Source organism: Pseudomonas sp. YQ_6 (genome assembly GCF_043103245.1).
GTDB classification, from domain to species: domain Bacteria; phylum Pseudomonadota; class Gammaproteobacteria; order Pseudomonadales; family Pseudomonadaceae; genus Aquipseudomonas; species Aquipseudomonas alloputida.
The window spans coordinates 140,431-163,221 of the sequence record NZ_JBICJR010000068.1 but is presented as its reverse complement, the minus strand read 5'-3'; the positions used below and the strand labels follow the sequence as shown (position 1 = coordinate 163,221).

Annotated in this window: 18 protein-coding genes, 1 pseudogene and 1 riboswitch; of the genes and pseudogenes, 10 read left to right on the top strand and 9 right to left on the bottom strand. The window is 63.4% G+C overall.

The genetic code is table 11. The features are described 5' to 3' along the window. The first annotated feature begins 20 nt into the window (after positions 1-20). From ACF8FG_RS23815 to ACF8FG_RS23795, 5 genes are all read left to right on the top strand, one after another. Positions 21-1,451, top strand: coding sequence for an amidohydrolase family protein (locus tag ACF8FG_RS23815; protein ID WP_014590983.1), 1,431 nt, complete (start codon positions 21-23; stop codon positions 1,449-1,451). After that, a complete protein-coding gene (locus ACF8FG_RS23810) occupies positions 1,448-2,392 on the top strand; it encodes a PDR/VanB family oxidoreductase (protein ID WP_318081701.1) in 945 nt (314 codons plus the stop codon). The genes ACF8FG_RS23815 and ACF8FG_RS23810 overlap by 4 nt, the downstream gene beginning before the upstream one ends. Before the next feature lie 367 nt (positions 2,393-2,759). Continuing rightward, on the top strand, positions 2,760-3,365 hold the full coding sequence (locus ACF8FG_RS23805) for a transcriptional regulator (protein ID WP_019438629.1): 606 nt from the start codon (positions 2,760-2,762) through the stop codon (positions 3,363-3,365). A 93-nt stretch (positions 3,366-3,458) separates the two neighbouring features. Further along, a complete protein-coding gene (locus ACF8FG_RS23800; RefSeq protein WP_014590986.1) occupies positions 3,459-4,448 on the top strand; it encodes a threonine/serine dehydratase in 990 nt (329 codons plus the stop codon). Then, complete coding sequence (locus ACF8FG_RS23795; RefSeq protein ID WP_014590987.1) at positions 4,445-5,392, top strand: ornithine cyclodeaminase family protein; 948 nt, start codon at positions 4,445-4,447, stop codon at positions 5,390-5,392. Before ACF8FG_RS23800 ends, ACF8FG_RS23795 begins: the two co-directional genes overlap by 4 nt. A gap of 13 nt (positions 5,393-5,405) precedes the next feature. On the opposite strand, the gene codA is transcribed toward ACF8FG_RS23795, so the two are convergent. The 5 genes from codA to ACF8FG_RS23770 all read right to left on the bottom strand — a co-directional run bounded on the left by codA (position 5,406) and on the right by ACF8FG_RS23770 (position 10,670). Next, positions 5,406-6,647, bottom strand: coding sequence for a cytosine deaminase (gene codA, locus ACF8FG_RS23790; RefSeq protein ID WP_014590988.1), 1,242 nt, complete (start codon positions 6,645-6,647; stop codon positions 5,406-5,408). A 4-nt stretch (positions 6,648-6,651) separates the two neighbouring features. Further along, positions 6,652-7,869 (bottom strand): PucR family transcriptional regulator ligand-binding domain-containing protein, encoded by a 1,218-nt coding sequence (locus tag ACF8FG_RS23785; RefSeq protein ID WP_318081700.1) that lies wholly within the window; start codon positions 7,867-7,869, stop codon positions 6,652-6,654. Continuing rightward, a complete protein-coding gene (codB, locus tag ACF8FG_RS23780; protein ID WP_014590990.1) occupies positions 7,866-9,131 on the bottom strand; it encodes a cytosine permease in 1,266 nt (421 codons plus the stop codon). The genes ACF8FG_RS23785 and codB overlap by 4 nt, the downstream gene beginning before the upstream one ends. 229 nt (positions 9,132-9,360) lie before the next feature. Next, on the bottom strand, positions 9,361-10,026 hold the full coding sequence (tenA, locus tag ACF8FG_RS23775) for a thiaminase II (protein ID WP_014590991.1): 666 nt from the start codon (positions 10,024-10,026) through the stop codon (positions 9,361-9,363). Then, positions 10,023-10,670, bottom strand: a complete 648-nt coding sequence (locus ACF8FG_RS23770; protein ID WP_014590992.1) for a TenA family protein — start codon at positions 10,668-10,670, stop codon at positions 10,023-10,025. Before ACF8FG_RS23770 ends, tenA begins: the two co-directional genes overlap by 4 nt. Before the next feature lie 78 nt (positions 10,671-10,748). Next, positions 10,749-10,863, bottom strand: a riboswitch (TPP riboswitch). A gap of 244 nt (positions 10,864-11,107) precedes the next feature. Here ACF8FG_RS23770 and ACF8FG_RS23765 point away from each other — a divergent pair. Both ACF8FG_RS23765 and ACF8FG_RS23760 read left to right on the top strand, forming a co-directional pair. Then, positions 11,108-13,423, top strand: coding sequence for a putative bifunctional diguanylate cyclase/phosphodiesterase (locus tag ACF8FG_RS23765; protein WP_392519261.1), 2,316 nt, complete (start codon positions 11,108-11,110; stop codon positions 13,421-13,423). 60 nt (positions 13,424-13,483) lie between these two features. Next, the gene (locus ACF8FG_RS23760; RefSeq protein ID WP_014590994.1) at positions 13,484-14,464 is read left to right on the top strand and encodes a site-specific integrase; all 981 of its coding nucleotides are present in this window, start codon (positions 13,484-13,486) and stop codon (positions 14,462-14,464) included. Here the strand turns inward: ACF8FG_RS23760 and ACF8FG_RS23755 are convergent. Next, entirely contained in the window at positions 14,454-15,563 is a 1,110-nt protein-coding gene (locus ACF8FG_RS23755) for an SMP-30/gluconolactonase/LRE family protein (RefSeq protein ID WP_230678110.1), read from the bottom strand. The genes ACF8FG_RS23760 and ACF8FG_RS23755 overlap by 11 nt on opposite strands. A 6-nt stretch (positions 15,564-15,569) precedes the next feature. Further along, positions 15,570-16,178 (bottom strand): annotated as a pseudogene (locus tag ACF8FG_RS23750) (SDR family NAD(P)-dependent oxidoreductase); the annotation flags it as partial. Between the two features lie 126 nt (positions 16,179-16,304). Between ACF8FG_RS23750 and ACF8FG_RS23745 the strand changes: the two are divergent. Continuing rightward, positions 16,305-17,204 carry a LysR family transcriptional regulator gene (locus tag ACF8FG_RS23745; RefSeq protein ID WP_014590996.1) on the top strand — a complete coding sequence of 300 codons (900 nt, stop codon included), beginning with the start codon at positions 16,305-16,307 and terminating at the stop codon, positions 17,202-17,204. A 19-nt stretch (positions 17,205-17,223) separates the two neighbouring features. Here ACF8FG_RS23745 and ACF8FG_RS23740 read toward each other — a convergent pair whose 3' ends face one another. Next, positions 17,224-18,363, bottom strand: coding sequence for a glycerate kinase (locus ACF8FG_RS23740; protein WP_119713774.1), 1,140 nt, complete (start codon positions 18,361-18,363; stop codon positions 17,224-17,226). Between the two features lie 141 nt (positions 18,364-18,504). Continuing rightward, a complete protein-coding gene (locus ACF8FG_RS23735) occupies positions 18,505-19,602 on the bottom strand; it encodes a sugar diacid recognition domain-containing protein (RefSeq protein WP_119713775.1) in 1,098 nt (365 codons plus the stop codon). Positions 19,603-19,765: 163 nt separating this feature from the next. Here ACF8FG_RS23735 and ACF8FG_RS23730 point away from each other — a divergent pair, with 163 nt between their 5' ends. After that, positions 19,766-21,094: an MFS transporter gene (locus ACF8FG_RS23730; RefSeq protein ID WP_076403056.1), complete on the top strand. Its 1,329-nt coding sequence runs from the start codon at positions 19,766-19,768 to the stop codon at positions 21,092-21,094. A 165-nt stretch (positions 21,095-21,259) separates the two neighbouring features. Continuing rightward, positions 21,260-22,780: an FAD-dependent oxidoreductase gene (locus ACF8FG_RS23725; protein WP_135198499.1), complete on the top strand. Its 1,521-nt coding sequence runs from the start codon at positions 21,260-21,262 to the stop codon at positions 22,778-22,780. Positions 22,781-22,791: the final 11 nt, after the last annotated feature.

Sequence of the window (22,791 nt, the reverse complement as noted above, 5' to 3'; positions counted from 1 at the left end):
TCCTGCCTATGGAGACGAACATGAAACACACCAACAGCTGGCTGATCCGTAACGCCAGCGCCATCCTCACTGGCCTGCGCGGCGGCGCCGCGCGCCATGTGGGGCCGGACATCCGTATCACCCAGGGGCGTATCGCTGCCCTGGGCCCGCTGCAACCGTTACCAGGTGAGCAAGTGCTCGATGCCACCGATTGCGTGGTGTATCCAGGCTGGGTGAACACCCATCATCATCTGTTCCAGTCCTTGCTCAAGGGCATTCCCGCTGGCATCGACCAGAGCCTCGGTGCCTGGTTGGGGGCCGTACCCTATCGCTATCGCGGGCTGTTCGATGAGCACAGTTTTCGCTTGGCCGCTCGGGTCGGGCTGGTGGAACTGGCCCGCTCTGGCTGCAGCACGGTGGCCGACCATCATTACCTGTACTTGCCAGGCATGGCCTTCGACAGCGCACAGATCCTCTTCGAAGAAGCCGAGCGCCTGGGGCTGCGTTTCGTCCTTTGCCGGGGCGGCGCAACCCAGGTACGTCAGGCGGAAGGCCCCGCGACGGCCGGACCTGAGACCCTCAAACAGTACCTGGACGATGTTCAGCGCTTGGTGCAGGTCTACCATGATCCCGCCGATGATGCCTGGCGCCGTGTGGTAATGGCGCCGACCAGCCCACCCTACTCCATGCCGCCCGAGCACCTGCGCGAGACCGCCCGCACCGCACGCCGCCTGGGCATCCGCCTGCACAGCCATCTGAGCGAAACCGTGGAGTACCAGAACGAAGTCCATGATCGCCACGGCCTCTCGCCCGTGGTGTTCTGCGCGGAGCAGGAATGGCTCGGGCCGGACGTGTGGTTCGCGCACCTGGTCAAGCTGAGCACCGAAGAAATCCAGCTGCTGGGCGCCACCGGCACCGGCATCGCCCATTGCCCCCAAAGCAATGGCCGGCTTGGCAGTGGTATCGCAGATATCGTTGCCATGGAGGCTGCAGGCATGTCGGTTTCGATCGGCGTGGATGGCGCTGCCTCCAACGAAGCCTGCGACATGATCAGCGAAGCCCACGCCGCCTGGCTGATGCAAAGGGCCAAGGCCGGCGAACGCGCCATGGCCCGCCATGCTGGCGGCGATCTGGAGGGCGGTGCGCATGTCGCCACCGTGGAGGACGTTGTGCGCTGGGGCACAGCAGGTGGCGCCCAGGTGCTGGGCCTGGACGCCATCGGCACGCTGCAGGTCGGCATGGCAGCGGACTTGGCGATCTATCGCCTCGATCAACCCCGCTACTTCGGTCTGCATGATCTGGGCATCGCGCCAGTGGTAGGCGGTGGCCGTCCGACGCTGCGGGCATTGCTGGTGGGCGGCCGCCTGAGCGTGGAAAACGATGCGCTTCCTGGCTTGGACCTCGCCGAACTGGGCAGCCAGGCACGCCAAGCTGTACTTCGTCTGCAACAGGCCGCGGGGGTACGCGCATGAGCTGGACGCCTCTGCAGGTGCGGGCCCTGCGCCTCGAAGCCGAAGACGTGCTGGGTGTGGAACTGGCCCCGCCGGGTCCAGCCCCCCTGCCCTTCGACTGGGCACCCGGTGCTCATGTGGACCTACGCCTGGGCAATGGCGTGGTACGCCAATACTCAGTGGTCAGCCTGCCCGAGGACGGTCATGTATACCTGGGCATCAAGCGCGAAAAAGCCTCCCGCGGCGGCTCGCAATGGCTGCACGAGCACCTGCGGCTGGGTGCCCGGGTGGAGGTGGGCCTGCCGCGCAACCTCTTTAGCCTGCAACCTGGCACAGGACAGGTCGTCTTGGTGGCCGCAGGCATAGGAATCACGCCACTGCTCGCCATGTACCGGCAATGCCAAGCTCAAGGTCGGTCGGTGCGCTTGCTGTTTTTCACCCGCGATGCCAAACAGGTGCCTTTTATCCAGTACCTCGATGCGAATACCGAGGTTCATGGAGGCTTGCGCGCCCCGATGATCGCCGGGTACCTGGAGGAACACCTGCCTGCCTGGGACGGCAGCGCAAGCCTCTATTACTGTGGCCCTGCAGGTTTCATGGATTGTGTTGAGCACGTCGCGCTGGCAAGCGGCTGGCCCACCACGGCGCTTCATCGCGAACATTTCCAGGCCGCAGAACCCTCCTTGCACCTTGAGCGTCGCTGCACACTGGTGCTACAGCGCAGTCGCCTCCAGGTCGAGGTGCAACCGGGCGAAAGTTTGGTACAAGCAGCATCGCGGGCTGGCGTGGAGCTACCCGTGTCATGTGGGATGGGTATCTGTGGCGCCTGTGTCAGCCGGGTCATCGAGGGGGCGCCTGATCACCGCGACGAGTACCTCAGCGATGCCCAGCGCAACAGCGGAGAATGGATAACGCCCTGCGTATCGGGCTGCCACAGCGCCCGGTTGGTGCTGGACGTTTGACCATCGCCCGCAGCTGCCCGAGGGCCAACGGCTGACGGCAGCTGCGCACGTCCCCTCCTCGCGGCCCATGGCTTTGTCCCTAATCGAAGATTGCTACCGCCGGCTGACGCTGCGTTCTTCGAGCAGTACATCCAAGGCGACCAGCAGGTTGAGATCTAGACGTCGATAGCGCATGTAGGGCCTATACGCGAATGCGCTGGGCCGAGCATTCGCGTTTCACACTGGCTGGTATCGCCGCTGACGCAGTCAAGGGCTTAGGCGAGCGGCTCGCAGCCAGGCCTTGATCCTGACCCGGTAAAGCTCCGTCTTGTGCCCAGGATTCTCCAGGGCCACCATAGGCATTCTTCAACAGACCATTGGCTAATGCATGACACTGGAAAATTACCAGGCAATCGCTGAAAGCATTGCCCTGCTGCTGTACCCCCACGCGGAAGTCGTCATTCATGAGATACGCGGCCAGACAATCGTTCATATCGCCAATAATTTCTCACATCGCAAGCTCGGCGATGATTCGGCACTCGGTTCAGAACTGGGTGACCTTTTGAAGGGTACCAACCTTGGTCCCTACGAGAAGCTCAACTGGAACGGTCAGAAGGTCCGCTCGATCAGCACTGTGCTGCACAATCCGCAAGGCGAAGCCGAGTATCTGATGTGCATCAATCTGAACGTGTCGGTGCTGGAACAGGCGCGTGTGGCATTGGATGCGTTTTTCCAGATGAGCCGGCTGGAGCCGCAACCGGATGCGTTGTTCCGCAACGATTGGCAGGAGCGCATCAACACCTTCCTGCAAGCGTGGCTGCAAGCGCATAACCTGTCGCTGCAAACCTTGAAGATGAAAGACAAACGCAACCTCGTACTGGCCTTACACGCCGAGGGTGCATTTGAGGGGCGCAGCGGCGCCGATTACGTTGCCAACGTCCTCAATATGGGGCGGGCCACTGTGTACAAATACCTGAAGGAAGTCAGGGCCTAGCAGGTATTGCCTGGCTGTAGGCACACGCCCTTGCTGTTTGTGGAATATTATTCTATTGTGGACAAATTATCCACGAGCCTGCAAGGACCCGTCATGCCAGCCACCCCGTCCGTTGATGCCCAGTACCTTGATACACTGTACCAAAACATTCAGGACGCCCATGTGGCGCTCCGCCCGGCCGTCAGCATTACCCCGCTCTTGCACAGCCCTCGTTTGTCGGCACTGACCGGCTGTGAAGTGCTGCTCAAATGCGAACACCTGCAGCACACCGGTTCATTCAAGTTTCGCGGTGCCAGCAACAAGATGCGCCTACTGCCGGCCGAGGCGCGCAAGCAGGGGGTGATAGCCGCCTCATCCGGTAACCATGGGCAGGCCCTGGCCCTGGCCGGCAAGATGGCTGGCGTGCCCGTGAAGGTCTACACCACCACGGGCGCATCGGCATACAAAACAGAGGCAATGCGCGCGCTGGGCGCCGAAGTGGTCTGCCTGCCCACCGACCCGCTGAGTGCAGAGCTGGAAGCAGCCAGGCAAGCCAAGGTCCACGGCGTACCCTTCGTGTCCCCCTACAACGACCTGCAAGTCATTGCCGGCCAGGGCACCATAGGCATGGAGTTGTTCGAGCAGGCGCCAGACCTGGACGCGGTGTTCGTCGCCGTGGGCGGTGGCGGGATGATTTCCGGCATCGGCGCCGCCCTGCGCGTACTCAAGCCGGGCACTGAGATCATCGGCTGCTGGCCGGCGAATGACCCAACCCTGCAGCAATCACTCAAGGCCGGTGAAATCATCGAAGTGGATGCCAGCGAAACGCTGTCGGATGGCACGGCAGGTGGCGTCGAGCCAGGCTCCATCACCTTCCCGCTTTGCCAGGCGCTGCTCACCGATACGGTGCTGGTCAGCGAGGACGAAATCCGCTGCGCCATGCGCGACATCGCCAGCAGTGAGCGCTGGATCATCGAAGGCGCTGCAGCGGTTGCGGTCGCCGGCATGCAAAAGCTCGCAGAACGCTATCAGGGCAAGCGTGTCGCGGTGATCCTGTGTGGCCGTAACATCCTGCTGGAAAAGTTCCTCGAGGCCGTTCAATGAAGGTCTTCAGCAAGGCGCAGATCATCGCCCGCTTCAACCCAGAGCTGGCGGTAAGCCAGCTGGAGGAAGGCTTTATCGCCTACTCCGAAGGCAAGGTGCAGGTGCCGCCCGTACAGAGCTTCGCTTTCAAGGGCGCGAACGGTGACTGTTGCGTGAAGTCGGCCTACATCGAAGGCAGCCCGACCTTCACCGTCAAGCTTTCGACCGGCTTCTACGACAACCCGTCCAAGGGCCTGCCGAGCAATGATGGCCTGATGCTTGTGTTGTCTGCACACACCGGTCAGCCGCTGGCACTGCTGCAGGACCAAGGCTGGCTGACTGCCATGCGCACCGCGTTGGCCGGGCGTATCGCCGCCCGGCTGCTGGCGCCGGCCCAGGTCAAGGCCATTGGCATCCTCGGCACCGGCATGCAGGCACAGATGCAGCTTGAGCAGCTTCGCGCGGTAACCGATTGCCGCCAGGTGATTGTCTGGGGCCGGCATGAACGCGGGCTTGCGGCCTATACCGCATTTGCCCGCGAACTGGGCTTCGGGGTTCACAGCACGCAGGATGCTGCCGAGGTTGCGGGCGCTGCAAACCTGATCGTCTGCACCACGCCTTCTCGCCAGGCGCTGTTGCACAGCGATTGGGTCCAGCCGGGTACGCATATCACCGCCGTCGGTGCCGATGCGCCCGGCAAGCAGGAACTGCACCCGGCACTGGTGGCAAGGGCGGACCGCATCATCGTCGACTCCATCGCCCAGTGCAGCCAGTACGGCGAAGTGGCCCATGCCCTCGGCAGTGGCCGGATCGATGCTCACCAGCTGATCGAGCTGGGTTCGCTGCTGGCTGGCCGTGCCAAGGGGCGTGAGCACGACAGCCAGATTACCTTGGCGGACCTGACCGGTGTGGCAGTGCAGGATGCACAAGTCGCAAGCCACGCCTTGGCCGCCCTGTGCACCTGAGGCGACCACAGCGTCAGCGCAAACGTTGCACCTGCGCTGGCGTGCGCTGCATCAGCACCTTGCCATTGCGTACCGACACCAACGCGTGCCCCTGGCTGCGCACCATCTCGTAATCATCCGGCGCCGACAGCAGCAACAGGTTCGCCGGCCGCCCCACCTCGATGCCATAGCGCTCGCCCAGGTTCAGAGTGCGGGCGCTGTTGTCGGTAATCAGGTCCAGGCAGCGCTGCAGGTCTTCATAGCCGAGCATGTGACAGATGTGCAGGCCGGCTTCGAGAATGCGCAGGATATTGCCATTGCCCAGTGGGTACCACGGGTCGACGATGGAGTCCTGGCCGAAGCACACGTTCATGCCGGCGCGGTCGATTTCGGCCACGCGGGTAACGCCACGACGTTTCGGGTAGTTGTCGAAGCGCCCTTGCAGGTGAATGCTCTCGGTCGGGCACGACACGAAGTTGATGCCCGACAGCTTGAGCAGGCGGAACAGCTTGTAGCAATACGCATTGTCATACGAGCCCATGGCCACGGTGTGGCTGGCCGTGACCCGGGCCCCCATGCCGCGTACCCGCGCTTCTTCGGCCAACACTTCGAGGAAGCGTGATTGCGGGTCGTCGGTCTCATCGCAGTGCACGTCCACCAGGCAGCCGGTACGCTCGGCCAGGTCCATCAGGAACTTCACCGACGATACCCCCTGGTCGCGGGTATTTTCGAAATGCGGAATGCCGCCGACGACGTCGGCGCCAATCGCCACGGCTTCAGTCATCAGCGCCCGGCCGTTGGCGTACGACTCGATGCCCTCCTGCGGGAAGGCGACAATCTGCAGGTCGATCAGCTCACGCACTTCGTCACGTACCTCGACCATGGCCTTGAGCGCGGTGAGTTTCGGGTCGGTCACGTCAACATGGGTGCGGACATGCTGGATACCGTGGTCCACCAGCATGCCGATGGTTTTTTTCGCACGGGTCTTGATGTCGTCGTGGGTGGTAATTTCCTTGCGCTCCGACCAGCGCTCAATGCCTTCGAACAACGTGCCGCTCATGTTCCACTTCGGCTCACCAGCGGTCAGCGTGGCATCAAGATGAATGTGCGGCTCGACAAAGGGCGCGACCACCAGGTTTTGCCCGGCGTCCAGGTCATTGACCGTAGCGGGCGCCACGACGTCGGTCTGGGGCACGATGGCGGCAATGCGCTCGCCGTTCAGTTCGACGCGGAACAGGCCAGGCTTGCCGCGCAGGCGTGCGTTGATGATGTTCATGCTGTTACTCCTTGCCGTGGGCTTCGCTCATGCGCCATACCAGCATGGCGACCGAAGCATTCATGCGAAAAAGCGGGTCGTCCAGCGACTGCCCGCTCAGTTGTTCGATGCGTTGGATGCGCTGATTGATCGTGTTGCGGTGCAACCCCAAACGCTGTGCGGCCTTGAGCCCGTTGCCATTTTCCATGAGCAAGGCGTCGAGGGTATGCACCAAAGCATGGGCGTGTTTGCGGCCAGGGGCGATCAGCGGGCCCAGGGTGCGGCTGACGAAATCGTCAACCAGCGAGCGGTCGACAATACCTTGCAGCAGGCGCAACACGCCGAGCTCGCTGAAGTTGCAATAGCCGCTGGCCGGGCGGAGATGCTGCGCCACATCCAGCGCCTGGCGTGCCTCGTTGAGGGCCTGGCGATAGTGCGCGCAATCGTCAGCGAGGCTCGACAAGCCCATGTAAAGGCCCAGTTCATCTGTGGTGGCCTGCAACTGCCGGTACAGCGCGCCCAACGTCTCGGGTAAGTCGTGTGTATCGGCCAGCAGCACCACGAACAGGTCGCCCGGCAACTGCGCCGTCACACTGCCGGGTCGCTGGCGGCACCAGGCTTCGAGCTGGTCTTCCAGGGCCTGCCGGGTGGCCTGCCAGGTACGCTCACCGTGCGCCAGCCCGTGGCGCTCGAACAAGGCGTCCACGCCCGTCAGGCGCAACGCCAGCAGGCGCCGCGGTTTATCCAACGCCAGTTGCAGGTGTGCTGCCCGCTGCCGGGCAATTGCCAGGCTCGGGTAGTCGCCTGTGAGCAGTTGGCCAAGGATGTCGTTGCGCGAGCGGCGTACCTGGCTCATCTGCACCAGTGCAGTGCCGATCAGGTGGGTGACCACCACCATCTTCAGTGCGTAGGGCTGTTCGATCAGCGGCAAGCCCAGTTGATCGGCGCGCGCGATAACGGGCGCCGGGATGCTCTGGATGAAACTGCCGCCGGTGAGAATCACCATGCCGGCAATGCCCACGGCGTCGCCATCCTCCACCAGGCTCAGCAGGTTGGCTTCGCCGCGCGGGTGGTTGATGCCGGTGACGAATACCAGTTCACCGCCCATCACCCATTCGGCGATACCCTCGTTCTCCGCCACGTAAGGCCAGCGTACCCGCCGTTGCAGGTTGCGCGCTCCGGCCCGCACATGCATCTCGTGCAGGCCGGGCAACTGCAGGATCTCGTCCAGCGCCAGGCTCACGGTTCGACGCCCGCCTGGCCGGGAGCCCGGCGGCGTGCGCCCAGCTCCAGAATGACGATGTAGCACACTGCCGAGGCGGCGATGCCCACCAGCGGCGCGACCCACGGTGAGGCATAGGCCAGTACAGCGCCCACGGCATAGGCAAACAGCCCGGTGAGGTTGTAGCGTGGCAGGTTTGCCGTCCCCAGTGCCGGGTATTTGCCGCGGTGGCGATACCAGAAGTCAGCCATGATCACCCCACCCACCGGCGGAATGATCGACCCCAGCAGCACCAGGAACGGGATCAGCATTTCGTACATGCCACCCATCGCCAGCACAATGCCAACCCCGGCCGCCACTAGCGTTGCCGTGCGCCGGCGCTCGCTGCGCAACAAGTGGCAGGCTGCGGCCGACACGTTGTAGATGGTCGGACCCTGAATGGTCCAAAGGTTCAGGCACAACATCACAACGGCCGCGAACGACAGGCCCTGCAGCATCATCACGTCGACGATATCGGCCTGCTGATACACCATCGCGCACCACGCCCCGGCCACCACCATCAGGCCGTTGCCAAGGAGGAATGCCACCACGCTGGCGATCACCGCTACCCGGCCACTGCGTGCCAGCCGTGTCCAGTTGGTGGCCTGGGTGGCGCCACTGGCGAAGGTGCCGAAGACCATGGTCACTGCCGCCGAAAAGGTCATGGTTTCATGCGGGACGACTGCAGCCAGGCCGGCAAAGCCACCGGCATCACGGGTGGCGATGTACATGGACACCAACAGCAGCACGAACATCAATGGCACCGACACCCGCGACAACAGGTCCAGCCCCTTGAACCCGATGATGGCCGTAATGCTGAAACCCAGCCCGAACAGCACCATCAATGGCATGCCGAAGCCATCGGCCAGCCCCAGCAGTTTGACCAGCACGATGGCCACCGTGGCCGTACCCCAGGCATACCAGCCCAGTTCGGCAAAACCCAGCAGAAAGTCCGAGAGCCGGCTACCCGCTTCACCGAAACAGAAGCGCCCCATCAACACGGTATTAAGCCCGCTGCGCGAGGCAATGAAAGCCAGCACTGCGGCATACAAGGCCAGCAGGCTGTTGCCGAGGGTAGCCACCCACAGCATGTCGACAAAACTGAATGCCATGCCCAGCTTGCCGCCGGCGAACATCGTGCCGGTAAAGAAGGTGAAGCTGAACAAGACCATCGCGATCGGCAGCAGGCCCTTGCGGGCGGACTGGGGGGCTTCGCTGAGGGGAAATTCGCTGGGTGAGCTCATTGCACGGGGGCTCCGGGTTTGTAGTTGGGAGCAGAAAGAGCAATATGCGGGCCGCTTTTTCCTGCGCCGCCACCCGGAAGAAATCGGGCTGTTCGCCCAAAAATCCATATGCACTGTGCACATTAAAGCTGCGATCTGACGATCTGGAGTGTGCGGGACGACTTATTTTGAGGCGCCCATGCACCAAAGCGGGCCTGGGCTGGGTAGTAATCACCCAGCCCACGGCGGTTTACGCGGTCCCGTCCAACCCCATTTGCCAGAAATCAGCCTCCAGGTTGGAGGCCTGGCCAAAAATGCCTGCCAGTTCGGCGAACCGCTGCTCGGTCATGCTGCGCGCTGCCAGTTCGTCCAGGTGCTTGCGCGCTGCTGCGGCCACCCCTTGGTAGCCCTCCCCGGCATACTCGCCAATCCACTCGCGGTAGGGGTGATTGCTCAAGTCGCCAATGCGCTCGGCAAGGGTCCGGCCGATTTCGGCATAGCCGATCACGCAAGGTGCCAGTGCCACATGCAGCTCCAGCAGGTCGCCGGCTGCGCCGCAGTCCAGCACATAACGGGTGTATGCCACCGTGGCCTGATGCTCTGGTGCGGCCTCGATGTCTGCCTGGGTCAAGCCCCAGCGCGCGCACAGGCGCAAGTGCAGCTCGGTTTCATCCAGGATCGCCGACAGCCCGGCCTGCGCCGCACGAATGTCTGCCGGGCGACGGCTTTTGTAGGCGGCCAACGCCCAGGCGCGGGCGAACTGGATCAGGAACAGGTAATCCTGCACAAGGTAGGTCCGGAACGCTTCCTCGCTCAGCGTGCCCTCGCCCATCTGCCCCACGAAGTCATGGTCTACGTAGTTGTTCCATTGTGGTGTGGCAGCGGCCTTGAGGCGCTCGAAGATATCCATGCTCATTTGCCCTCTGGGTACACTGCATCGAAGAAAGCCAGCTCCAGCGCCACCGTGCGCTGGTAGAAGTCACTTGCCAATGCGGCCTCGTGCGGGCCGACGCGGTCCAGTTCGGCCTGCAGGAAAGCGACGAATGCCTGGAATGCCGGGTTGTCATGCAGGGTAATCCACTCGGCATGGACGAAGTTGTCCGGCATCGGTTTCGGCGCGTTGAGCGCCCAATCCAGGTACAGGCCTTCGGCAACGTTCAGCACCGCCAGTGCCGCTGCATAGGAACGGGTGGCTGCCGCTTCGCGCATGATCGCCTTGAAACCAGCGGTAGGCGCGGTATCGGCCGGTTCAATGCGTTGCGCCGGGCTGACACCCAAGGCCTCGAAGGCACGCAGGAAGTAAGTGTTCTCGTCACTGCAGATCATCCCGGCAAAGCGGCCGAAGCGCAGGCGGGCTTCAAACGTGTCAGCGGTGGCGATGGCCGCGCCTAGCAGGGTCACGAAGCTGTCGAGGAAACGGTGGTCCTGAACCAGGTAGTCGACCATGATCGGGTCAGGCAGGCTGCCGTCGCACAATCGGGTCACGAAACGGTGGCCAACGGCCGCCGACCAGGTCGGCTCGTTCTGGCGGCGCAGGGACTGGCTGAAACGTTCGGTCATGTTGCTGTCCTTGATGAGGGTGACAGCGAGACCTTGAAAGTTGGCATGGACTGGCCTCGCAGTGAGGCCGGCAAAAAGGCAGGTTACAAGCCCCATCCCTTCGCCGGCATGATCCGGATCAGGTTCGAAGGGTCACCGCGCTGTAGCGTTCAGCGGTTTCTCAGCCCATTGCCGGGCTCCCCTTGGTAGCGCTCAGGTATACCCGAGGGCGCCGCGCCTGTCACTACTTCAACTACCCAACCTATGAGCGAGACTTAAGCCAATGCAGACATCCGCCATGAGCGATGCGGCCATTGCCAATCAATCCACCAACGGCGGTTTCAGCGGCGACGGCGCGCTGGAAGTGTGGCCCCTAAAGGCTATTGGCCACCAGTCATCAGGCTGTCATCTTATTGTCGTATTTTCCGAGCATTACCCAGGGTCGGGAACTATCAGCAGTGATTCGCCGTTCGCTTTCCTCCACCAGCCTTCTGCGACTGCTGATCCTGATGCTCTGTGCAGCGACCCTGGCGTTTCTCTGGGGGCTGCACGTCACCCAGAAAGCCGCCGCCCGACAGAATGCACTGTCGACCAAGGCCATCGAGCACCTGAACCTGGCCAGCATCGTGGGCGAAAGCCTGCGACAGCTTGTTGACCGCGCCCAGGCGGTGGGTCGTGTTACTCAGGACGACATGAAAGCGCGGCGCCAAGGCAACCTCAGCCTGGCAGCAGACACAGTGTTCAAGCGCTTGAGCCTGTACGACCGACAAGGCCGGCTGCTAGCGGCCAGCCATACCGATGAGGCCGCCGAGTTGCCGGCAGACTGGTTGCGCCAACTGCAGCGGCACATTGACCGCTACGGTTTCAAACCTTTCCTGCCGAGCATTCAGCCTGTCAGCCAAGACGCTGCCCCGCCCACTGGGCGCCTGCCCTTCCTGCTGCCGTTGACCAATTCGAACGGCCGGGAAATCGACAACCTTTTGGTGGTGCAATTGGACGTCGGCTACCTGGCGGTGCTGTTCCAGCCTATCGACCTGGGCAACAGTGGCCTGGTGCGTCTGCTGCAGGATGACGGCCTGGAGCGGCTGCGCATCGACAACAGCGGCGTGGTGACTGCGGGCGACCTATCGCAGCCACCGCTGCCGGCGCTAAACACCGAAGCGGGCATGCTGACCCAATACGTAGCGGGTGATGCCTATCAAAGCTTGTACCGCCATGTACCCGAGCACGGCTTCAGCGTGGTGGTCAGCCAGCGCCAGGCAGAAATACTCGCACCCTCGACGCTGGCCTATTCCCGGCAGTTCTGGTTGAACCTGAGCATGACCCTGATGATCCTGGCCAGCCTGCTATGGACCTTGCGCCTGCTGCGCAAACGCCAGGAGGCATTCGACGCGCTGGAACATGCCCAGCAGGTCAATCAGCAACTGATCGTACGCCTGGAGGATGAACACCGGCGCAGCAGCCACGCCGCCGCCACCGACCACCTCAGCGGCCTGCACAACCGCCGCCAGTTCGTTGAAGTGGCCAGCCAGGCGCTGACTCGGCAACGTGGCAAGCGCCGACTGATGGCGATCCTGTTCATCGACATGGACCGCTTCAAGTCGATCAACGATTCGCTCGGACACAAGATTGGTGACCTGCTGCTACAGGCTGTGGCCGGGCGTATCCAGCGCCTGCTGGAGCCCGGCGACGAGGCTTCGCGCTTTGGCGGCGACGAATTCGTGGTGCTGCTGGCCGGCGAGCGCAGCGAGGAACAGATCAACGCCTGGGTCCACGAACTGGTGCAGAAACTGTCGGCCGCGTACGCCCTGGATGGCCAAGAGGTCAACACCAGCCCCAGCGTAGGGGTGAGCATCTGCCCGCGTGATGGCCAGGACATCGACAGCCTGATACGCAGTGCCGATGCTGCCATGTACTCGGCCAAGCAGGCAGGACGCGCGCAGTATCGCTTTTTCGACCCCTCGCTGAACCTGGCCGATATCCAGGCTTTCACCCTTGAGCAAGCGTTCGGCAGTGCCTTGGCCGAACGTCAGTTCGTGCTGCACTACCAGCCACAGATGCGCCTGGACACACACCAGGTGCAGGGCTACGAGGCGCTGGTGCGCTGGGACCACCCCGAGTTCGGCCTGCTGTACCCGGACCGCTTCATTGACCTGGCCGAGCGCAGTGGTTTTATTGTCGAACTGGGTTGGGAAGTACTGCAGCTGGCCTGTGAAGCCTTGTCGAGCTGGGATGCCCAAGGCCGCAAGACACGGCTGGCCGTCAATGTCTCCGCCCTGCAGCTGCGTCAAGCCGACTTCGCTGACCGGCTGCTGAGCAAATTACAGCATCATGGCATCGCGCCCCAGCAGCTGGAGCTGGAAATTACCGAAACCACCATCCTCGACCCCGAAGGCACGGCGGTGACTCACTTGCATACGTTGCGCGGCGCAGGTTTGGGTATCAGTCTGGACGATTTTGGCCGTGGCTACGCCGGCTTTGCCCACCTGCATTCACTGCCCCTGAGCAAGCTGAAGATTGATCGTTCGCTGATCGCGGCGCTGTCCAACAGCCATGACGACAGCCCGATCGTGTCCTCCACCATCATCCTGGCCAAGCGCCTGGGCCTGGAAGTGGTGGCCGAGGGGGTGGAAACCCGTGAGCAGGTGGTATACCTGAAGCTCGCCGGCTGCGATATCGCCCAGGGCTACCACTTCAGCCGGCCACTGTCGCTGCCGCAGCTGTGGGCTTACCCGCCCTTCAACGGTGTCGAGGACAAGGCATGCGTGTATTGAGCGCAACGACAGGCTTGCCGAGGACGTTGGGCAAGGACAGACAACGCATTTCGGTTTATCGTGTACCGATCACACACCGACACCCGCACCATGACCGATATCGAGCGCTACCTTCGCGCCGCCACCCGTGACAACACCCGGCGCAGCTACCAGGCCGCCATCGAGCACTTCGAAAGCCACTGGGGCGGCTTTCTCCCGGCCACCGCCGAAAGTATTGCTCGCTACCTGGCCGATCATGCCGACCAGCATGCAGTCAGCACCCTGCGTCAACGCCTGGCCGCGCTCAGCCAATGGCACGTCGCCCAAGGCTTCCCCGATCCGACCAAGGCGCCGTTGGTGCGTCAGGTGCTACGCGGCATCCGCACCCTGCACCCGACGCCACCCAAACAGGCCGCCCCGCTGTTGCTGCAACACCTGCAAACCGCTGTAGCGTGTTTTGAAGAAGAAGCCCGACAAGCCCGCGAGCACCATGATTTGGCAGCCCTGCGCCGGGCTCGCCGTGACAGCGCCTTGCTGTTGCTGGGTTTCTGGCGTGGTTTTCGCGGCGATGAGCTGGCACGCCTGCGCATCGAACACATCCAGGCGCAAGCCGGTGTCGGCATTACGCTTTTCCTGCCGCGCAGCAAGGGCGACCGCGAAGCCTTGGGCGTACAGCACCGCACCCCTGCCCTCAAGGCCTTGTGCCCTGTCACAGCCTACCTGCAATGGCTTGAAGTCGCCGGTATTGCCCATGGGCCGGTGTTCCGCAAACTCGACCGCTGGGGCAACCTTGGCGACAACGCGCTCAACAGCAACAGCCTGGTGGGCCTGCTGCGGCGCATGCTGGAACGCGCCGGTGTGCCGGCGGCACTGTATACCGGCCACTCGCTACGGCGTGGCTTCGCCACCTGGGCCACGGCCAATGGTTGGGAGCTGAAGTCGCTGATGAGCTATGTGGGCTGGAAAGACGCCAAGTCGGCGCTGCGCTACATCGACTCGGCACAGCGTTTTGGCGAACTGGCCGTGCTACCGGCCAGTCAGGTGCAACCGCTTATTCCTTGAAGCTGTGCCTGGCAACGCCGCCCGTTTCCGGGCGGATGGCATACAGGTCGCCAGCGTCCGGATAATGGTGCAGGTCTTCTGGCGTCATGTCGTAACGCGCGGTGCTGATGTACAAGGTGTTCATCCCGGGCCCGCCAAAGCAGCAGCTGGTGGGGCACGGTACTGGCATCAACACCTGGTCGGTCAGGTGCCCGTGGCGGTCGTAGCGCAGCAGGCAGCTGCCATGGTACTGGCACACCCACAGCCCGCCGTCGCGGTCCAGCGCCAGGCCATCCGGCCGGCCCAGTTCGGCGGGGGTTTCGGCAAACAGCGTAACAGCGCCCAGCCGGCCTTCGATGAGGTACTCGGCGCGGTAGATCGCACGCGCCGCCGAATCGACGAAGTACACCGTGTGGCCGTCCTGAGACCAGGCAAGGCCGGTGGGCAAAGCCATGTCATCGTGGATCACCTGGTCGCTCAATTGCCAGTCAAAACGAAAAAGCGCCCCGGTACTGCCGCTGAGGGCCTCGTCCATCAGACCGGTGACGAAGCGTCCCTGCGGGTCGCAGGCGCCGTCGTTGAAGCGGTAAGTCGAGCGCGGATGCACTGATGCCGAATGCTGGCTCACCTTGCGTGCTGGCACATCGAAGATGGCCACGCTGGCATCCTCGGTGAAAATCAGGTTACCCCGGTCGGTCAGCGCCAAGGCGCCAATGCGCGCGGCCGACTCGTAAAGGCACTCGACTTCGCCATCGGGTGTCAGGCTGTTGATGCGCCCGCCAGAGATATCGACAAAATACAATACGCCGCTGCGCTCATCCCAGACCAGGCTTTCACCAAGATCCGCGCGCGTGTTGGCAACTTTGACTGGCACGTAATTGCATTCCTTGATGCGGTTCCAGCGCTCGGCCACCTGCGCCAGGTCGCTGGCCTGCACGCGGCCAAGGTCACGAGGGTAGCTGACGCCGCTGTTTTCGTTGAAGCGTGTGGCGGTGAACTGGCCGTTGCTGGCGCGCAAGATGTAACCCGTGTCATGGCACAGCGCACTGGCCAGGTAAAGCACGCCGGGCGTCACCCACTCGGGCTTCAGCTCTTCAGGTGGTTGGCTGATGCCCCACATGCGGGTTTTGGCCACCGGCGAAATGGCATTGACCAGAATACCGTGCTCCTGGCCCTCCATGCTCAGGGCGTTCATGATGCCGATCTGGGCCATCTTGCCCGCGGCATAGGCCACCAGGCCGGGTTGCGCATAGCGCTGGTACATGGCGCGGTCCGAGGTGGTCAATACCACCCGTGGCGCTGCTGAGCGCTTGAGATGTGGCCAGGCATGCTTGGCCAGCCATACGGGGGCCTGCACATTGATGCCCAGGGCGCGTTGCAGGAAGGCATCTTCCTGGACCTCGATGCGTTGGTAATCGACCCAGCCGGCATTGTGGATCAGGATATCCAGCGCACCGAAATGCTCGATGGCCAACTCGACCAGCTGCTTGCAGCCTTCCTCGCTTTCCAGTTGGCCGGCGTGCCCAACCACTGCGAAGCCTTTGGCACGCATGGCCGCCAGTGCGTGCTCAAGCGCCGAGCCATCTTGCCCTTGCCCCGAACGGTCAGTGCCCAGGTCGCTGATGACTACCCGCGCGCCGCGTTCGGCCAACGCCATGGCATAGGCCAAGCCCAGGCCCTGTGCGGCACCGGTGATGACCGCAACTTTAGTATGAAAAGGGTCTGTAACGGGCATTTCTGACTACCTTCAGTTCTCCTTTTTACGATATCAACAAAAAAATCAATGACTTAATATTAAAAGCATGCAACTTTGATATCCCATGAATATCACCGCCGAGTCGCCGCGCTGCAGGAATGCTGGATGATCGAAACACGTTTGCTCAGGCAGTTCATCGCCGTGGCCGAAGAGCTGCACTTTCACAAGGCCGCCCAGCGTTTGCACATGGCGCAACCGCCGCTGAGCCAGGCGATCAACCGGCTCGAGGAAAAGCTCGGCTTCGGCCTGCTTCTGCGCAACAAGCGCGGGGTGCGCCTGACCGCAGCGGGTGCAGCGTTTCTCGACACCGCCTACCGCACGCTTGCTGAACTGGAACAAGGGATCGAGTACGCGCGCAACGTTTCTGCGGGGGTCAGCGGCAAATTGACCATCACGGCCATTTCCATCGCCTATTACGACTCGCTGCTCAACCGCTTGCGCCGCTTTCGGGAGACTTATCCGAACGTGCAGCTGACCATCCGCGAGATGCCATCCGCCTCTCAGGCCAAGGCCTTGCTGGCCGGTGAGGCGGACATCGGCTTCATGCGCAGGCTACCGCTGCCGGCCGGCACCCTGGAGGCACGCTTGCTGCTTGACGAGCAGATCGTCATGGCGCTGCCCGCCAGCCATCCCAAGGCGCGGCACGAGGCCGTCGACCTGCGCGAGTTTGCCGATGAGGACTTCGTGTTCACCCCGCAAGCGCTGGGCGGGGGTTACCACGCACAGTTGGTTGCGCTGTGCGAGTCGGCCGGGTTCTACCCCAAGGTCGTGCAGGAGGCGGCGCAGATCCACACCCTGCTGGGTCTGGTGGCTTGCGGCTTTGGCGTGGCCCTGGTGCCGGAGTCGTTCGTCCGCTCGACCCCGCGCGAACGCGTGCGGTTTTGCCCGATCCGCCCTATCGATGACCAGCCCGCCCCAGGGCTTGGGCTGTACATGAAATGGAGCGCCCAAAATACTTCGCCAGCGCTGGCCAACTTCATTGCCATGTTCGAGACGCAGCAATAAGGCCATTTCTGCACGGTGTTCAGCCTCGCTTCGCGCAGCGCCACAGCCGACCGATATCACAAGCCCTGGCCTGCAACAGCTCGGCAGCATTTGCACACGCCAGCTCCAGGCTCATCGGTCCGCTGGCTAGGGCAAATGCAGCATCGACCCCATGGGCATACAACTGCTGATACCCCTCCCCCAAGGTCCCGGCCAGTACCACCACCGGCACGCCATGGCGCTTGGCAACCCGCGCCACCCCCATCGGCGTCTTGCCGCGCAGTGTCTGGGCATCGAAACGCCCCTCGCCCGTCACCACCAGATCTGCCCCCTGCGCCAGGGCGTCAAGGCCAGCCAGCTCAGCCACGACTTCCACCCCGGGGCGGAACTGCGCGTCCATGAATGCCCGGGCAGCGAAGCCCATGCCACCCGCCGCGCCACAACCAGGGTAATCGCGCACATCCTCGCCCAACAGCAGCGCACAATGGTCGGCAAAATGATTCAGCGCGTGGTCCAGCGCCTCCACTTGCTGCGGGTTGGCACCTTTCTGCGGGCCGAAGATCGCCGATGCGCCGTTGGCGCCACACAAGGGGTTGTCGACATCCGCTGCGACTTCAAACTGCACCCCGGCCAGGCGCGGGTCGAGGCCGCTGGCGTCGATATGGGCCAGCTTGGCCAAGGCCAGGCCGCCCTCTTCCAGCGCTTGCCCGTCAGCATCCAGCAGGCGCAGGCCAAGCGCTCGCAACATGCCACTGCCGGCATCGTTGGTGGCGCTGCCACCGATGGCCAGCACCACGCGCCGAGCGCCGGCGTCGAGGGCTGCGGCAATCAGCTCACCGGTACCCCAGGTGCTGCTGCGGCAAGCATCGCGCTGGCCGGTTGGCACCCGTTGCAGGCCACTGGCCTGGGCCATTTCGATGATTGCGGTGCGACTTTGCGGCAACCAGCCCCAGCCAGCCTCGACGTGCTGCCCCAATGGCCCGCGCACGGTCTGGCGGCGCAATTCACCGCGGCTGGCGGCCAGGATCACCTCCATGGTGCCTTCGCCACCGTCGGCCATTGGGCACTCGACCAGCTCAGCCTCCGGCCACGCTTCGCTCAGGCCCGCAGCGATGGCGCGGGCGACACCGGCAGCGTCGAGACTGTCCTTGAACGAGTCGGGGGCAATGACGATTTTCATGGGGTTTCTCCTGTCCTGATGAGCGGCATGCTGACAGGTGGCTGGCCAGGTGGCCTCAGTCAAATGCACAAAACGCCGGCCGGGTTGTTTGGGCAGATGCCTTTTTGCCTGTTCTGGCCCAATCGCCGGCAAGGGAACACTTCAGTCAGCTGGCAACAGCTGCAACCCCAGATACAAGCTGAGCATCCCTTCCAGGCGCAGCGGGTCGACCTCACTCAGCTCGGCTATGCGCTCCAGTCGATAGCGCAGGCTGTTGCGGTGGATGCCCAGGGCATCGGCACAGGACTGGCTCTGGCCGTCATGGGCACACCAGGCGCGCAGGGTGGCGAGTAACTGGCCACTGCTGTCCTTGGCGCGGATGCGCTGCAACGGCTCCAGCAGCTCGTCCAGCGCGTCGTCGTTACGGTGGCGCCACAGCAGCGCCGGCAGCCGGTAGCGCTGCAGGCTGAGCAATCGTTCGCTGGGCAATACCTCGCGGCCGTAGGCCAGCAAGTCACGCACCCGGCGGTAACCACGGCGTAACTGCTCCAGGCTCTGCGCTGCACTGCCCAGGGCCAGTCGCTCAATGTCCCAGCCGTGGCGTTGCAGGCGTTCCAGCAGGCGCAATTCATCCAGGGCCACGCCTGCCGGGCGGCACCACAGCAACGACTGGCGAGCCGGGCTGACGCACCAGCTATCCGGATAACGGCTCATCAACCATGCGGCCAGCGCCTCGGCAGGTGGCCCCGACGTAATCTCGAACAGGCACGGTATCCGCGGTAGCTGAGGTTTCAGGCCCAACTGACGGGCTTCGTCCAGCAAGCGCGGCGAGTTACCGCTGCCGCCGAGCAATAGCGCCAGCAGGTCGTCACAGCGCTGCCTTCGCCATTGCTGGTCAGCCTGTAAATTGCGTTGGGCCAGCAGCATTTCGGCGGTCATGCGCACCAACTCGCCATAGGTGCGCACCTGCTGCGGGTCGCCAGTCAGGCCCAACACGCCCATCAGCCGCCCATCGAGCATCAATGGCAGGTTCACGCCGGGCTGCACGCCCTTCAGGCACTTGGCCGCGTCGGTATCCAGTTCGACGATCCGGCCATTGGCCAAGACCAGCTGCGCGCCCTCGTGACGGGTGTTGATACGCTCCGGCTCACCGCTGCCCAGGATCAACCCCTGGCTGTCCATGACATTGACGTTGCAAGGCAAGATGGCCATTGCCCGGTCAACGATATCCTGCGCCAGGTCATGGTCGAGTTCGAACATTGCGGGGTCCTTTAGGTGTTTGGCTTTTGGGCTCGGGCACAGCAGCCTGGGCCAAGCGCTGTGCAAAAGCACAAAGACAGGCTGGCCGCAGTCCCCGAGACTCGTCAGGGCGAGCGCCGGAACAGGCGACGCGGCGAAAACCATAACAACAGAGAACCCGATCATGGCACACAGCCCCGCCCCTGACCAAGGCACGGACACCACCCGCAACGCGCTGTACCGGCGTATCACCTTGCGGCTGATTCCGTTCATTTTCATCTGCTACCTGTTCAACTACCTGGACCGCGTCAACGTCGGCTTTGCCAAGTTGCAGATGCTCGACGCCCTGAAATTCAGCGAAACGGTGTACGGCCTTGGCGCCGGCATCTTCTTCATCGGCTACGTACTGTGTGGCCTGCCAAGCAACCTGGCCCTCAACCGCTTCGGCCCACGGCGCTGGATCGCGCTGATGATGATCGCCTGGGGCAGCCTGTCCACCTGCCTGCTGTTCGTCACCACCCCTACCGAGTTCTACACCCTGCGCCTGCTAACCGGCGCTGCCGAAGCCGGCTTCTTCCCGGGTGTGGTGCTGTACCTCTCGCGCTGGTTCCCGGCGGCCCGGCGCGGCCGCATCATGGCCCTTTTCATGTCGGCGATCCCGGTATCGGGCCTGCTTGGCGGGCCGTTCTCCGGCTGGATCCTCGAACATTTTGCCGCCGGCCAGCACGGCCTGGCCGGCTGGCAGTGGATGTTCCTGATCCAGGGCCTGCCAACCGTGGCCTTGGGCGTACTGGCGGTATTCCTGCTCAGTGACGGCTACCAGAAAGCCGCCTGGCTGAGCCCGGCTGAACGTCAACTGATTGCTGCCGACCTGCAGGCCGATGCCGCAAGCACACCGGACACCACCAGCGACAGCGTGCTAGCCGTGTTGACCAACCCGCTGATCTGGACCTTCGGCTTCGTCTACTTCTGCATCCAGAGCGGCGTGTACGCGATCAACTTCTGGCTACCCTCGATCATCAAGAGCATGGGCTTCGACAACCCGCTGCTGATCGGCTGGCTCAGCGCCATCCCGTACCTGCTGGCGGGTGTGTTCATGATCCTTTGCGGGCGCTCGGCCGACCTGCGCAACGAGCGCCGCTGGCACCTGGTGGTGCCAATGCTGATGGGCGCCGTCGGCCTGCTGATTGCGGTGAACTTCGCCGGCAACCCGACTATTGCCATTCTTGGCTTGTCGATCGCCACCATGGGCGCGCTTACCGGTTTGCCGATGTTCTGGCCAATGCCGACTGCGCTGCTCAGTGCCGGAGCCGCCGTGGCAGGTCTGGCGATCATCAACTCGGTAGGCCAGATGGCGGGGTTTCTCAGCCCGTACCTGGTCGGGTTCATCAAGGACCAGACCGGCTCAACCGATGCCGCACTGTATTCGCTCGCGGCGTTGATCGTATTGGGTAGCCTGGTGGCCTTGCGTGTAACGCGAGCGGGTTCGCTGAGTACTGCACGGGCGAGTTGAGGCATTGGCCGGCTTGCCCACACCCACAGGTTTTCAAGCCTGTTGGCGCGGGCAAGCCTGCAATGAAGCCCACTCAAGCCACACCCTCCACCGATCGTCAGCTCAACGCATCCCCTTCCCGCCCCAGGCGTCAAATGGTTCCAAAGGCCCCTTTGGAGAAGCCCCATGACCCAGTACGCCGTGGCCCGCTTGGCCCAGCTCGACGAACACCGCCCCCTGCGCGTGCAGGCCGGTAGCGAAGAACTCATCCTCGTCCGCCAAGGGGAGCAGGTACACGCTTATCAAGGCAACTGCCCCCATGCCGGGGCCCCACTCGACGAAGGTGTAGTCTGCGGTGGCCTGCTGGTCTGCCCTTGGCACAAAGCTGCGTTCGCCGTTGACGACGGCGTGGTTTGTGAGCCGCCTGCACTCGCCGACCTGCGCCGCTACAAGGCGTGGATCAAGGGCGATGAAGTCTGGGTCGATGACCAGCCCCTGCCGGCAACCGAACCGCCCAGACACAGCGATGCCCGCTGTTTTGTGGTGGTCGGCGCCGGTGCCGCCGGCAGCGCCGCCGTCGCCACCCTGCTGGCTCATGGCTTCGCTGGGCGGCTGGTATGGATCGATCAGGAGCGCCAGCCGGCCTACGATCGCACAGCTCTGAGCAAATTCGTGATTGCCGGGCAGATGCCGCCCGATGAGGTCCCCGCGCTGCTCGAAGCCGACGCCCTGCGCAAGGGCCAGCTGGAGCGCAAGTACGGCAAGGTACGCACCCTGAACAGCCAGAAGCGCCAGGTCACCCTCGCCGATGGTCAGCAGATCGATTACGACGCCTGCCTGCTGGCAACCGGCGGAAAAGCACTGCGCCCAGACATTCCCGGTGCCGACCTGCCCGGGGTGTTCACCCTCCGCTCACTGGAAGATGCTGCACAGTTGCTCGACGCAGCCGAGCCTGGCCAACCGGTGGTCATCGTCGGTGACGGCTTTATCGGCCTGGAGGCAGCCTCGGCATTGCGCAAGTATGGCTTGCAGGTGCACGTGGTCTCGCGCCACGAAGTCCCTCTGGCCCGACAGTTGGGCGAGCGGATCGGGCGCTGCATTCGCGCGCTGCATGAACAAAAAGGCATCACTTTCCACGGCCCCACCGAGGTCGAGCGGCTCGAAGGCCTGGTCAAGGTCGAAGCGGTGCAACTGGCCAATGGTGAACGGCTGCAGACCCCCTTGGTCCTGCTCGGCACCGGGGTAAAGCCCGCCACCGCGTTCCTTCAAGGCGTGCCGCTTGGCGAAGACAAATCGGTGAGGGTCGACGCAGAAATGCGCGCAGCTGACGGTTTGTGGGCCGCCGGTGATATCGCCACCTTCCCGCTCACGGGGCGCCCGGTGCGCATCGAGCACTGGCGCCTGGCCCAGCAGCACGGGGTTATCGCCGCCGCCAACATGCTTGGCGAACAACGCCGTTATGCCGATGTACCCTTCTTCTGGACCTACCAGCATGGCCGTACCTATGAAGTGCTAGGCCATGCCAGAGACTGGAACCGGATCGAATTCGTCGGAGAGCCGGAAAACGGCGATTTCATTGCCCTGCAGTGTGTGGATGAACGCGTCGAGGCCGTTATCGCCAAGGGTTACTCCGATGCCATGGCGACGCTGTCGCAACGCCTGAAGCGCCCCTTGAGCCTGCAGGAGGCTGTGGCGCTCATTGGCTGAGGGGTGCCTTT